Origin of the sequence: Polynucleobacter sp. MWH-CaK5 (assembly GCF_018687615.1) — a bacterium.
In the GTDB taxonomy this organism is placed as follows: Bacteria; Pseudomonadota; Gammaproteobacteria; order Burkholderiales; family Burkholderiaceae; genus Polynucleobacter.
The window spans coordinates 1,144,540-1,157,599 of the sequence record NZ_CP061299.1; the positions used below are offsets into that span (position 1 = coordinate 1,144,540).

13 protein-coding genes and 1 pseudogene are annotated in these 13,060 nt (G+C 46.9%); 8 read left to right on the forward strand and 6 right to left on the reverse strand.

What is annotated here, in order from left to right:
• Positions 1-37: 37 nt before the first annotated feature.
• From GQ367_RS05755 to GQ367_RS05765, 3 genes are all read left to right on the forward strand, one after another.
• A complete protein-coding gene (locus tag GQ367_RS05755; RefSeq protein ID WP_215289817.1) occupies positions 38-679 on the forward strand; it encodes a hypothetical protein in 642 nt (213 codons plus the stop codon).
• Positions 680-775: 96 nt separating this feature from the next.
• Complete coding sequence (locus GQ367_RS05760; protein WP_215289819.1) at positions 776-1,279, forward strand: peptidylprolyl isomerase; 504 nt, start codon at positions 776-778, stop codon at positions 1,277-1,279.
• Positions 1,280-1,281: 2 nt separating this feature from the next.
• Positions 1,282-2,064 carry a UDP-2,3-diacylglucosamine diphosphatase gene (locus tag GQ367_RS05765; protein ID WP_251370132.1) on the forward strand — a complete coding sequence of 261 codons (783 nt, stop codon included), beginning with the start codon at positions 1,282-1,284 and terminating at the stop codon, positions 2,062-2,064.
• Between the two features lie 15 nt (positions 2,065-2,079).
• Here GQ367_RS05765 and GQ367_RS05770 read toward each other — a convergent pair whose 3' ends face one another.
• Positions 2,080-2,883 (reverse strand): inositol monophosphatase family protein, encoded by an 804-nt coding sequence (locus GQ367_RS05770; protein WP_215289823.1) that lies wholly within the window; start codon positions 2,881-2,883, stop codon positions 2,080-2,082.
• Between the two features lie 35 nt (positions 2,884-2,918).
• Here GQ367_RS05770 and GQ367_RS05775 point away from each other — a divergent pair, with 35 nt between their 5' ends.
• From GQ367_RS05775 to mutS, 3 genes and pseudogenes are all read left to right on the forward strand, one after another.
• Positions 2,919-3,749 carry an RNA methyltransferase gene (locus tag GQ367_RS05775; RefSeq protein WP_215289825.1) on the forward strand — a complete coding sequence of 277 codons (831 nt, stop codon included), beginning with the start codon at positions 2,919-2,921 and terminating at the stop codon, positions 3,747-3,749.
• Positions 3,749-4,297, forward strand: a pseudogene (cysE, locus tag GQ367_RS05780) (serine O-acetyltransferase); the annotation flags it as partial. The gene GQ367_RS05775 and the pseudogene cysE, both read left to right, overlap by 1 nt.
• A gap of 17 nt (positions 4,298-4,314) precedes the next feature.
• Positions 4,315-6,984, forward strand: coding sequence for a DNA mismatch repair protein MutS (mutS, locus tag GQ367_RS05785; protein ID WP_215289829.1), 2,670 nt, complete (start codon positions 4,315-4,317; stop codon positions 6,982-6,984).
• A gap of 4 nt (positions 6,985-6,988) precedes the next feature.
• Here mutS and GQ367_RS05790 read toward each other — a convergent pair whose 3' ends face one another.
• Complete coding sequence (locus GQ367_RS05790; protein ID WP_215289831.1) at positions 6,989-7,567, reverse strand: peptidylprolyl isomerase; 579 nt, start codon at positions 7,565-7,567, stop codon at positions 6,989-6,991.
• A 46-nt stretch (positions 7,568-7,613) separates the two neighbouring features.
• On the opposite strand from GQ367_RS05790, the gene GQ367_RS05795 reads away from it, so the two are divergent.
• A complete protein-coding gene (locus GQ367_RS05795; RefSeq protein WP_215289832.1) occupies positions 7,614-8,876 on the forward strand; it encodes a cupin domain-containing protein in 1,263 nt (420 codons plus the stop codon).
• A gap of 117 nt (positions 8,877-8,993) precedes the next feature.
• Positions 8,994-9,176, forward strand: a complete 183-nt coding sequence (locus GQ367_RS05800; protein WP_215289833.1) for a hypothetical protein — start codon at positions 8,994-8,996, stop codon at positions 9,174-9,176.
• A gap of 68 nt (positions 9,177-9,244) precedes the next feature.
• On the opposite strand, the gene bamC is transcribed toward GQ367_RS05800, so the two are convergent.
• From bamC to GQ367_RS05820, 4 genes are read right to left on the reverse strand one after another with little or no spacing between them, the layout of a single operon-like run.
• Entirely contained in the window at positions 9,245-10,378 is a 1,134-nt protein-coding gene (gene bamC, locus GQ367_RS05805; RefSeq protein ID WP_251370133.1) for an outer membrane protein assembly factor BamC, read from the reverse strand.
• 24 nt (positions 10,379-10,402) lie between these two features.
• Positions 10,403-11,314, reverse strand: coding sequence for a 4-hydroxy-tetrahydrodipicolinate synthase (gene dapA / locus GQ367_RS05810; RefSeq protein ID WP_215289834.1), 912 nt, complete (start codon positions 11,312-11,314; stop codon positions 10,403-10,405).
• Complete coding sequence (locus GQ367_RS05815) at positions 11,311-11,868, reverse strand: bifunctional 2-polyprenyl-6-hydroxyphenol methylase/3-demethylubiquinol 3-O-methyltransferase UbiG (RefSeq protein ID WP_251370134.1); 558 nt, start codon at positions 11,866-11,868, stop codon at positions 11,311-11,313. The genes dapA and GQ367_RS05815 overlap by 4 nt, the downstream gene beginning before the upstream one ends.
• A complete protein-coding gene (locus GQ367_RS05820) occupies positions 11,855-13,057 on the reverse strand; it encodes a tryptophan--tRNA ligase (protein ID WP_215289836.1) in 1,203 nt (400 codons plus the stop codon). Before GQ367_RS05820 ends, GQ367_RS05815 begins: the two co-directional genes overlap by 14 nt.
• Positions 13,058-13,060: the final 3 nt, after the last annotated feature.

Below are 13,060 nucleotides of genomic sequence, written 5' to 3' on the forward strand. Positions count from 1 at the left end.
TTCCCTGCAGCAAGTGGCCCTCGGGGTTCTTTGTTTTATGTCAGCACAAGCTGTGATGGCTCAGACAGCACCTGCACCGACCAGCCTGACAGCCCCCAAAGTCAGCCGCTCAGATATCGCCGCTAAAGCAGACCCGTCTCCATTCGAAAATAATCCAAATGCTGTGCAATCAGCGCAGATGCAACCATCCTTGGCCACACCCTTCATCGTTTTACAAAGAGTGCCTGAGCCAAAGAATAAAAATGCAATTCCCGAAGATATCTACAAACTGATCACCAGTAAAAAATTGCCAGAAGCGATTGTGGCGATTGACAAAGAATTGGGCGTTAACCCACGCAATGTGCAATTACGTTTTGTGCGTTCAAGAATTCAGATTGAAATGGGTCAAATTGCTTTAGCTAAAAAGACACTTTTAGAAATCACTCAACAATTTCCAGAATTGCCTGAGCCGTATAACAATCTAGCCGTACTTGAAGCTCAAGGCGGTGATCTTGATCAAGCCAAAGAATATTTAGAGTTAGCACTCAAGGTTCAACCCAGCTTTTCAACCGCTTTAGAGAACTTGGGCGACGTTTACACACGCCTGGCTTCTAGGTCTTATGGCAAAGCAGTACAACTTGATCGCAGACTGATTGAAAGTCGCCGCAAGATGAAACTGGCTGAAGATATTCTGAAGTAATTATTAGCAAGCAATCGTTAGTTACAAATCAATTTTTTAGTTTTTTATTTTTAAACTCCGGGAATCAATCCCTCATTACATGGAGAAGGACGTAGCATGGCAAAAGTGCAATTAACCACCAGCATGGGCAACATCACATTGACTTTGAATGATGAATTAGCGCCTAAATCGACTGAGAACTTTTTAGACTATGTTCGCTCTGGTCATTACGACGGCACGATCTTTCATCGCGTGATTGCTAACTTCATGGTTCAAGGCGGCGGCATGTCTGCTGGCATGAAACAAAAGCCAACCAAAGCCACGATTGAAAACGAAGCTGATAACGGTTTACCAAACAAGCGCGGCAGCGTGGCGATGGCCAGAACGAGCGATCCTCATTCAGCAAGTTCTCAGTTTTTCATCAACGTGGTGGATAACGACTTCTTGAACTTCTCTGCACCAACTTCTCAAGGCTGGGGCTATGCCGTGTTTGGTGAAGTGACTGAAGGCATGGACGTGGTCGATGCGATTCGCCAAGTGAAGACTGGCAGCTCAGGCTTTCATCAAGATGTGCCTAAGGAAGATGTCACGATCACCAAAGCAACTATCTTAGAAGAGTGATCATGCACGCGAGCGCTCTATTCATTTCTGATCTTCATTTAACGCCATCGATGCCTAGAACGGCAGAGAGGTTTTTTGAATTTCTAGAAAAAGAGGCTCGCACCCATGAAGCTTTGTTTATTTTGGGAGATTTGTTTGAGTTTTGGGTGGGTGATGATGCCAAAGCAAGATCACCCTTCCACCTTGAAGTCGCTCAAAAAATCAAAGCACTGAAGCAACAAGGTACCAAGGTTTATTTCATGCACGGCAACCGAGACTTCTTGCTCGGTGATGCTTATGCTCAAAAAGCAGACATGGAAGTTTTAAGAGATCCACAAGTGGTCACAATTGCTGAGCAAACCTGGTTACTCACTCACGGCGATGCTTTATGTACTGCTGACAAGAGTTATCAGCGCTTTCGTTCAGTGGTGAGAAGTGCTTTTGTACAAAAGTTATTTTTGATGTTGCCAACCTCTTTGCGCGTCAATATCGCCAGTTCTTTGCGCAGCAACAGCACGGCCAACTATCACCGTGCACAACGTTTCACGCCGGATGTGATTCAGGTCAAAGGCGATGTGACCATCACTGCTACTGCAAGCTTAGTGGCGATGACTAATTGTCAACGAGTGATCCATGGACACACCCATCGTCCTGGCTATCATGAAGAATCTTTGGGCGGCCAGTCATGGCAGCGCTGGGTGTTATCAGATTGGGATTTTGATCATCCTGAAACAGTGTTACCAAAAGGTAATGCGTTGAGCATTACCTCTGATGGTGTCAAAGTTTTGGATTTGGTTCGGTCTTAAGTTTATTGCTTAAGCTTAAGGCTTTGAGTGCTCGCGCAGAGCAGTCACCAATTGGCCGAAGATGCGTGGGTTCGCTGCCATGATTTCTCCTGACTGCATGTAACCCTCTTCACCTGCATAGTTACCAACCAAGCCACCAGATTCAGTGATCAACAAGATGCCTGCTGCCATGTCCCATGGCTTTAAGCCTGATTCAAAGAATCCATCCAAGCGACCAGCGGCCACATAGGCCAAGTCCAAAGATGCGGCGCCCGGACGACGCAAGCCAGCGCACTGACGTGTCATCTTGGCAAATATTTCTAAATACTCTTCAACGTTTTGGTCTTCACGATAAGGGAAGCCCGTGCCTAAAAGTGCTTCTGACATTTTTAATCTGCCAGCCACACGCAAACGGCGGTTGTTCACATAAGCACCTGCACCACGAGTGGCCGTGAATAACTCATCACGGTTCGGGTCATAGACCACGGCTTGCTGCAAGACGCCATCAACTGCTAAAGCAATCGATACAGCATATTGAGGGAAGCCATGAATGAAATTGGTTGTGCCATCCAAAGGATCGATGATCCACACATGGTTGGAGGTTTGATTGGTACTGCTAGAAAGTGTTTCGCCGGTTTCTTCACCCAAAAAACTGTGGTCAGGGAAGGCTTCTTTCAAAGTATCGATAATGGCAGCTTCAGCAGCCTGATCGATTTCAGTGACAAAATCATTGTGTTGCTTACGGGTAACCTGAATACGCTCGCTATTCAGCGATGCTCGGTTGATAATATTTCCTGCGCGACGCGCGGCCTTAATGGCCACATTAAGCATGGGATGCATAGTATTTAAGTAACACAACGAATTGGAGAAGAGCAATGTCCAGCAATCAAGCTGAACGGCGAAAACAGATTTTAGCCCGAAATGAGGAGCAATTGGGAGTTTTGAACCAAAACTGGCCAATTCGTTGGGTCATGATGCGCACCAGTCACCCCGGTAATGTGGGCTCTGCAGCCCGTGCGATTAAAACCATGGGCTTTTCAGCCCTGCATTTGGTGAACCCTGCCTATGAGTACATGGCCAGAAAAGCTGAGGCCATTTCTTTGTCCAGCGGGGCTTTTGATGTGCTCGAAGCGGCTCAAAATCATGAGTCCATGCTCGATGCTTTGGGGGATAGTCAGTTGGTCTTTGGCCTCACTGCCAGGGATCGTGAATTCGGCCCACCAGCCATTTCATTGCCTGAAGCAGTATCAATGGCAAGTTCAGCCCTTGTGGCAAATAAACCAGTGTCATTTGTATTTGGTACAGAACGCACGGGTTTAGACAATGAAGATCTTAAGCACTGCACCCATCGGGTGTGGATTGATGCCAATCCAAGCTACCCTTCTTTGAACCTGGCTCAAGCGATGATGATCGTGGCTTATTCCATGCGTCAAGGTTTGATGAAAGAACTAGCGATTGATTCAATACCCCCAGAGAACCTGGCATCAAACAGCACCCCTGAATTGGCGGACCCAAGCGCCATTGCAGCAATGCTCGAGCATTGGCAACAAGGCCTAGAAGCCATTGGCTATCTGGATCCAGAGAACCCTAAAAAACTCATGCCCAGACTACAAAGTCTCTTTGCCAGAGCGGCTCTTCAAAAAGAAGAAATTGACCTTTTACGCGGTATCGCGAAACAAATGCTCCAAAGCGGTAAAATCAAGTAATGCCTTTATTCGATCACATTGACTCCATCATTTCCCGAGACCCTGCCGCGCGCACACGTCTGGAGGTGATCCTTTGCTACCCTGGCTTACACGCCATTTGGCTACATCGAATTGCTCATTTCTTATGGAGCATTGGTCTGAAGTTATTGGCCAGAATCGTTTCTCATACAGCTCGTTTCATCACTGGCATTGAAATCCACCCTGCTGTGGTCGTGGGTAAGCGTGTTTTCATTGATCACGGTTTAGGTGTTGTGATCGGCGAGACCACCGTGATCGGTGATGATTGCACGATTTATCAAGGTGTCACACTGGGCGGTACTTCTTTGTACAAGGGTACCAAGCGTCACCCAACCCTAGAGGCTGGCGTGGTGGTGAGTGCTGGCGCAAAAGTATTGGGTGGTTTTGTGGTGGGCGCAGGTGCTCGCATTGGTTCTAATGCGGTGGTCCTCAAGGCCGTCCCTGCAGGTGCTACAGCAGTAGGTATTCCAGCGCGCATTCTTGAAACCACTGAGTCACAACACTCATTCACTGCCTACGGCATCACACCAGAAGATCTCAGCAGTTAATGAATACCCAGGAGTTGGCAACGCATACGCCAGCGATGCAGCAATTTCTGCGCATCAAAGCTGAGCACCCTCACTCCTTGGTATTTTTTCGGATGGGCGATTTTTATGAGCTCTTCTTTGAAGATGCTGAAAAAGCAGCACGCCTTCTAGACATCACTCTGACCCAACGCGGTCAATCATCTGGTAGACCGATCAAAATGGCAGGCATCCCCTACCATGCTGCCGAACAATATTTAGCCAAGATTGTCAAAGCCGGTGAGTCTGTGGCGATCGCCGAGCAAGTGGGCGATCCTGCAACATCCAAAGGTCCTGTTGAACGCCGCGTGATGCGCGTGATCACACCAGGCACTGTGACAGATTCAGCATTGATGAGTGATTTGGAAGATGCACCATTGTTGGCAATTGTTCCAAGCAAAAAGATGTGGGGTTTGGCATGGCTCACGATTACCAGCGGTCAATTGCGTTTCACGCAATGCGCCCCTCATGAATTAGCCCATTACATTTATCGCATACGTGCTGCAGAATTGTTGTGCCCTTTAGGCACAGAGAGTTCTATCAAAGAAGCACTGCAAGCATCTAGCGCATCAGAGGTTCATTTATCCGGTCACACTATTCCTGATTGGGTGTGGTCAGCCGATGAAGGACAGCGTCGCCTGTTAGAGCTTTTCAATATGAGCAGTTTGCAAAGCTTGGGCATTGATGACGCAGAAAAATTTAGCCCAACACTCACGGCAGTCGCTGCCGTCTTGGCCTATGGTGCGAATACGCAAGGTTTGGGTTGGCAGGGCAAGTTGCCTCATATCTTGCAATGCCAATTAGAAGAAGATCAAAACTACATTGGTATTGATGCCGCTACTCGCCGCAATTTAGAAATAACTGAAACGCTGCGCGGTGAAACAGAGCCCACCCTATTATCTTTATTAGACACTTGCTCTAGTGCCATGGGCAGTCGTTTATTGCGACATACTTTGCATCACCCATTGCGTGATCAAGCCGTGATTGGTGAGCGTCACGTAGCGGTTGGCACATTGATTGAGCATGCCTTTGTTTTAGATGAATTGCGGCAAAATTTAAGAAGCGTGGCTGACATTGAACGCATCAGCACACGATTGGCCTTGGGCAGTGCTCGCCCACGGGATTTGAGCAGTTTGCGAGACACATTGGCAAACCTTCCTCAACTCGCCAAGACTTTGGATGGTTTGGCTCAAGCAAATCAGTCAGGTTCTTTGCTGGCTTCTTTGGCGAAGACCTTGGCATCCCCTCCTCCTGTCTTGGCTTTGTTGCAAGCCGCCATTGCAGCAGAACCATCGGTGGTGATCAGAGAAGGTGGCGTGATCGCTGATGGTTATAACGCTGAGTTAGATGAACTGCGTCGCTTGAGTGATGACTGTGGCGCATTTTTATTGGATTTAGAAACTCGCGAACGAGAAAGAACTGGAATTGCCAATTTGCGGGTTGAGTTCAATAAAGTGCACGGATTTTTTATTGAAGTGACCAACGGTCAAACAGACAAAGTACCTGAAGACTATCGTCGTCGCCAAACCTTAAAAAATGCTGAGCGTTACATCACGCCTGAGCTCAAGGCTTTTGAAGACAAAGCTTTATCTGCTAAAGAGCGCAGCTTTGCTTTAGAGAAACAACTCTACGAAGAGTTGTTGGTGCAATTACAGGCTCATGTGCAAGCCTGCCAATCAATGGGCTTGGCATTGGCACAAGTCGATGTTCTAGCCACACTTGGCGAACGTGCTCAAACCTTGGGTTGGTCACGCCCAGAGTTCAGTAAAGATGCTGGCATTGATATTGAAGAGGGTCGCCACCCAGTGGTCGAAGCTCAACTGGCTAAACGTTCAGAATCTTTTTCACCGAACGATGTGCGCTTTGATCAAACCAGACGCATGCTATTAATCACTGGTCCGAATATGGGTGGTAAGTCAACCTATATGCGACAAATAGCATTGATTGTTTTATTGGCCTACGTGGGTTCTTACGTTCCGGCCAAACATGCACGCATTGGAGCCATTGATCAAATCTTCACACGCATTGGCGCAGCCGATGATTTGGCCAGCGGTCGTTCAACCTTCATGGTTGAGATGACTGAAGCCGCAGCTATTTTGCATCGCTCTACCGAACACTCTTTGGTGTTGATGGATGAGATTGGACGAGGCACTTCCACTTTTGACGGTTTGGCATTGGCTTGGGCGATCGCACAACATTTGCTCACGAAGAATCGTTCATGGTCTTTATTTGCCACGCACTATTTAGAGTTAGCTTCTTTGCCAAGCAAGTATCCGCAGTGCGCCAATGTTCATTTGAGTGCCGTTGAAAAGGGCCAAGGCATTGTGTTTTTACACACCGTCAAAGAAGGTCATGCCAATCAAAGTTATGGTTTGCAAGTGGCTCAGCTAGCGGGTGTTCCACAAGCGGTGATCAAAGACGCTCGTCAACATTTGCGTCGCCTAGAAGAACATGCCAATCAAGAGAGTGCGCAAGTTGATTTGTTCAGCCAAGATTTTTCAGGTGCTGGCAATGCAACACTTGAGAATGAAGAAACTACCGAAGAAATAGAAAAGGCTTTGGCTGTCCTACAACAGTTGAATGAGATTCAACCGGACAACCTCAGCCCTAAAGAAGCTCTTGATCTGTTGTACAGCTTAAAAAGATCTAGCTAAATAATCAGTGAAGCGTTGGGCGCTGAACCACAGGTGCTGCAGGTGGCTCTTCGTCAATGTCCATGTCTGATTCATCATCCACATCAAGACCAAAGGCTCCTTGTGGGTGGCCATCTTCTAGCTCTTCTTCAGTGGCTTCACGCACATCTGAAACCACTAACCAGAACTTCAGTGCCAAGCCAGCCAAAGGATGATTGCCATCCAAAACCACTTTGTCTTCTGCTAAATCGGTAACCGTGTAGATCAATGGATCTTCGTCATCCTCTTCTTCAACAGGTGTTTGATCATCATCCAAGAGGCCTTCGAATTGCATGCCGACTTCTAAAGGCTCAGGAAATCTTGAGCGTGGTTCAATTTTGAGCAACTCAGGGTCATAATCGCCAAAAGCATCAGCGGGTTCCAACTGAATCGTGGTCTCGTAACCAACATCGTGGCCATCCACGGCTTCTTCTATTTTTGGAAAGGTGCCGTCATAGCCACCATGGAGATAAATCATGGGGCCAGCTGATTCTTCGATCAAATTATCCTGAGCATCAGTCAAACGGTATTTGAGTGAAACAATAGTATTCTTTTGTACTTTCATAATATGTATTTTACGTGAGTCCACCCAAGCAGGTCATAATCTTCCTATGACAACTAAATCCAAAACCGGCCACAAAGCCCTTTATAAAGCCCCAAAGGCTCCCAAACCCCTCCCAATACAAGAGCCTTGGGCTCTATTGGGTGGCATGAGTCCTGTGACCTTCATGCAAGAGTATTGGCAAAAGAAGCCCCTCCTCGTGCGTGGTGCCATTCCAGCATTTCAGCTCGCAAGAGAGTCTGGCCTGGAACTTGAGAGCCCAATCTCAATTGAAGATTTGAGTGCCCTTGCTAAACAAAAGGCTGTGGAATCTCGCTTGATTCAGAGTAAACCTTGGTCACTCAAAAAAGGCCCCTTCAAACCAAAAGACATTCCATCCTTGAAGAAGGATGCTTGGACTTTGTTGGTGCAAGGTGTCAATACACACCACCCAATCGCTGAAAGAGTGATGTCTTGGTTTCGTTTCATTCCTGAGGCACGCTTAGACGACTTGATGATCAGCATCGCTGGCAAACATGGTGGTGTCGGTCCGCACGTGGATTCATATGATGTGTTTTTGTTACAAATGGCTGGTCATCGTCATTGGAAGATTTCTGGGCAAAAGGATCTGCGTTTAAAAGAAGGTTTGCCTCTCAAAATATTGAAGCACTTTGAACCGACTCAAGATTGGGTTTTAGAACCTGGCGATATGCTGTATTTACCACCCAACATCGCTCATGATGGATTGGCATTGGATGCTGGTTGCCAGACTTGGTCGATTGGCTTCAGAGCGCCAACTTATAAAGAGTTGATCAGTGAAATACTTTGGCGCACCACCGAGGCCCTAGAGAATGATCCAAAGCTATGCCAACTCTATACCGATCCTAAGCAATCTGCCACTCTTGATAGCAATGCAGTTCCCAAGGACTTGGTTGCAGCTGTATCTAAGCACTTAAACGGCTTACGTTGGAGCGACAGTGACATCTCTTGTACGCTTGCTAGCATTCTGAGCGAACCCAAGCCTCAAACGGTCTTTGAAGCTCCTCGCAGTCAGTTGGATTTGCATGCATTTAAAAAAACGATTGCGCAACAAGGACTTAAGCTATCCCCTCAATCAAAAGCCCTGCACGATCATGACTTTTTCTACCTCAATGGCGAAAGTTTGAGTGATTCTGAAGAGGCTGATTGGAAGTTTTGGCTGGCATTAGCCCAAGAGCAATCGTTGAGCCCAGCCAAGTGTCAACAGTTAGTGAAATTGATCAAGGATGCTGATAGTCCTTGGTTTGAAGCCTACAGCTCTGCTTGGATATTAATTGACCCTAGATTAGGGTAATCACTAGTATTTTGCGCATTTTTATTTATAATCATCTTCGGTGCATTAGTTTTAATAATGAAGGCACCCGGTCTAAATCACCGTTAGATGATTAGCTAATCTTTTAAGGAAAACAAAATGAAAAAATCACTATTAATCGCTTCTTTGTTGGCAATTTCTTTGGCTGCTTGCGGCAAAAAAGAAGCTCCAGCTCCTGTAGCTCCTGCTGCTGCTCCAGCTCCTGCTGAAGCTGCTCCTGCTGCAGCTCCTGCTGCTGCTCCAGCTGCTCCTGCTGCTGCTCCAGCACCTGCTAAGAAGTAATTCTTCTTTAGAAGTAAAAAGACCACCCTCGGGTGGTCTTTTTTTTGCCTGCTGTTTTTAACTTCTGATCAGCGACCGATTTGCTGATCCAAGAGTGTCAAGATTTGAACGGCTGTTTCACCTAGTTCGTTCGCACCTTTTTCATCTTGCACTGTCACAGTGACATTACCAGCAACATCTTTAACCTGCACACGGTAACGTTTGGCTTTTTTCAACTCATCAGCACTCTTCTTGCTAAATAGATTACTGAAAAAGTTCTTGTTGGTCTCTGGTGACAAGTCATTGGTGTTCACAAAACGCACGTAGTAAATACCTTTGCTTCTATCGCGGTCTTCAACTGTGAAGTTAGAGCGATCTAAACCTACACCCACTTCTCTCCAAGCACGATCAAAGTTGCTAGCGAACTCAAGGCGTGGTTGCTTGTCTTTCTTCAAGCGAGATGGTGCATTGGCAGCAGTTGTTGATTTTTTACCCACTGATGCACGAGCAGCGTCTTCTGTATAACCCAAGCGTTGCATCAAGCGAGCCAAGAACTCAGCTTCAAGCTCCGGATCATTCGGACGATTGGTCCACATCGTTTGAGTCTTATCGTTACCAGTTAACTCTTCAGTAGCACCACGGTGAGTGATGTAAATCTCAGTCTCACCTTTGCTGTTGACTTCTAAACGAGTACGGAACTTGTCACGCTCACCAGTTGAGTAAAGAGAATCTAAAACTTTACCAAGTGTGCGACGAATGATGTCTTGAGGAATCTTGGCGCGGTTTTCTGCCCAGTCAGTTTCCATGATGCCGGTTTCTGGTGAGTCAGTTAAGAGAATGAATCCTGTCTCTTGCCAGAACTCACGCACGCTTGGATACAAATCTTTGGCTGGCTTTGAAACCACCAACCAACGACGATTGCCTTCACGTTCGATCTTCATGCCAGACACTGCTGGCAATACAGCTTCTTTGCCAGTTGGTTTGTTTTTAACAGCTGTGCTGTAACCAGATAGTGTTGCGCCGCCATCAGGCACCACGTAACGCTTGTCGCCACCCATGGCTGTCATGTCAGGCGGGAAAGCCAAGTTAGGACCCTTCTTTTCGCCAGCAGATTTGTAATCAATGGTGTCACCAGAAAAAGTGCTGGTGCAAGCAGAGGTCAAGACGCCAGTTGCTAAAACTGACATCAGTAACACGCTTGATTTAATTGATATGCGACGCATAAGTTTTCCTAAGTTATCGAACGTTTATTTAGACATTAAGCCGGCGCCTATCAGCGCTTGCTTGACTTGTTCTTGAGCACCATCAACCAAGGTGGTGAGTGGTAGACGAATACCTGGCTTCATTTTGCCCATAGCTGTCAATGCCCACTTCACTGGAATTGGGTTGGCTTCTACAAACATAGCTTTATGAACCGGTAGTAATTTGAATTGGATTTCTTTGGCACGTGCCACATCACCAGCCATGGCAGCCACACACAATTCATGCATCAATTTAGGTGCTACGTTGGCTGTCACAGAAATATTGCCGCGACCACCCATCATCATCAATAACAAGGCTGTTGGATCATCACCAGAGTAAACCGCGAAATCTTTGCAACCTGCTTCTTCTAAACCAGCGATCAACTGAATGCCGCGATCAAGATTGCCCGTCGCATCTTTGATACCAACAATGCCTGGCACTTTGGCCAAACGAATCGTGGTCTCTGTTGCCATATCTGCCACCGTGCGACCTGGCACGTTGTACAAAATAACTGGCAGATCCACTTTTTCAGCGATTGTTTTGAAGTGCTGATACATGCCTTCTTGCGTTGGCTTGTTGTAATAAGGCACGACTTGCAAACTGGCATCGGCACCAACTTTTTTTGCGTACTCTGTGAGCTCAATCGCTTCGCTGGTTGAATTACCACCAGTACCTGCAATGATTGGAATGCGTTTAGCAGTATGTTCAACAGTTACTTTGATCAGTTCACAGTGCTCTTCAACTGAAACAGTTGGAGACTCACCAGTCGTACCAACGATTACGATGCCATCGGTGCCCTGCTCAATGTGCCAATCGATCAACTGGCGCAAACCAGGCAAATCTAGACTGCCGTCGGCATGCATGGGCGTGACAATGGCCACCAAACTTCCTGAGATATTTTTAGCTAATTTAGTCATGTTTTTGATTGTAGCGGAACAGCGCAGACTCTTTGCACACAAGCGGGTTTAGGCTGAGTGACCGTGAGGTCCTCATAGGCCAAAATCCTCATATTTGAGGCAAAGCCGAGCAGTTCATTGGGGGTTAATAAAAAGTCAGGATTGCTGGGTTTGCCAAAGGCTTCATTGCCAATGGCAAAGGTTTCATAGATCAAAACCCCTTGAGAATTCAATAAATTAGGCAATTTTTGCAAAAAAGGACGGTAAAGGTAATTGGTCACAATCACTGCGTCAAATTGGCCTAAATGGCTTAGAGACCAGGCATCGGTTTCCAAATCAATGGCTTCTGTTTGAATGGCCAGATCAGGGTGGCTGCTTTTGATTTGCTGCAAAGAGGCCAAATCACGGTCAATCGCCATCACCTGAAAACCTTGCTTGGCCAACCAAACCACATGACGACCACTGCCGCAGGCGTAGTCCAAGACACGTCCACCGGCTTTGATTTTCGAAGCGTGGGTTTGTACCCAGTCAGAAGCTGGGACACTCAACTCTTGGTGCGACTTAACTGTAATCAAGTCCCATGGCCTCGCGCACATCGCGCATCGTTTCTTGAGCAGACTTGCGAGCTTTATCGCAGCCATCAGCGATGATGGCACGCAATAGACTTGGATCGTCCAAATAAGTTTGGGCACGTTCCATCATCGGCTGTTGCTCTTTGAGAATCGCATCAATCACAGGTTGTTTGCATTCCAAGCAACCAATGCCAGCACTCTTACAACCTTTTTCTGCCCAAGCTTTGGTTTCTTCACTGGAATAAACCGCATGCAATTGCCACACTGGGCAACGCGCTGGATCACCCACATCGGTTTTACGGATACGGGCTGGATCAGTTGGCATGGTTTTGATTTTTTTCTCAACCGATGCAGCGTCTTCGCGCAGAGCAATCGTGTTGCCATAAGACTTGGACATTTTTTGACCATCCAAACCAGGCATGCGCGACTCTTGCGTCAAAAGAGCTTGTGGCTCAGCCAAAATGATTTTTCTTGAGCCTTCTAAGTAACCGAACAAACGCTCACGGTCACCCATCGATAAACTTTGTGCATCAGCCAAGACTGCACGAGCTTGCTCTAGAGCTTCCTCATGACCTTTTTCTTGATACTCTGTTCTGAGCTCAAGGTATAACTTGGTGCGCTTACTGCCTAATTTTTTAGCCGCTTCCAAAGCCTTCTCTTCAAAGCCTGGCTCACGACCATACAAGTGATTAAAACGACGTGCCACTTCACGGGTCATTTCTACGTGAGGCACTTGGTCTTCACCGACTGGCACGTGTTGTGCGCGGTAGATCAAGATGTCTGCAGCTTGTAGCAATGGGTAACCCAAGAAACCATAAGTCTGAAGATCTTTTTCTTTGAGCTTTTCAATTTGATCTTTGTAGGTTGGCACGCGTTCTAACCAACCCAAAGGTGTGCCCATGGATAGCAAGAGGAATAGTTCTGCGTGCTCTGGCACTTTGCTCTGAATGAATAAGGTGGCTTGAGTTGGATCAACACCAGCAGCCAACCAATCGATGACCATGTCCCAAACGGATTTTTCAATCACATCAGGTGTTTCATAGTGCGTGGTCAAAGCATGCCAATCAGCCACAAAGAAATAGCATGGGTATTCAGCTTGAAGCTTTAACCAATTTTTAAGAACACCATGATAGTGACCTAAGTGCAGAGCGCCGGTTGGGCGCATACCTGATAAAACTCGTTCAGAAAACATATA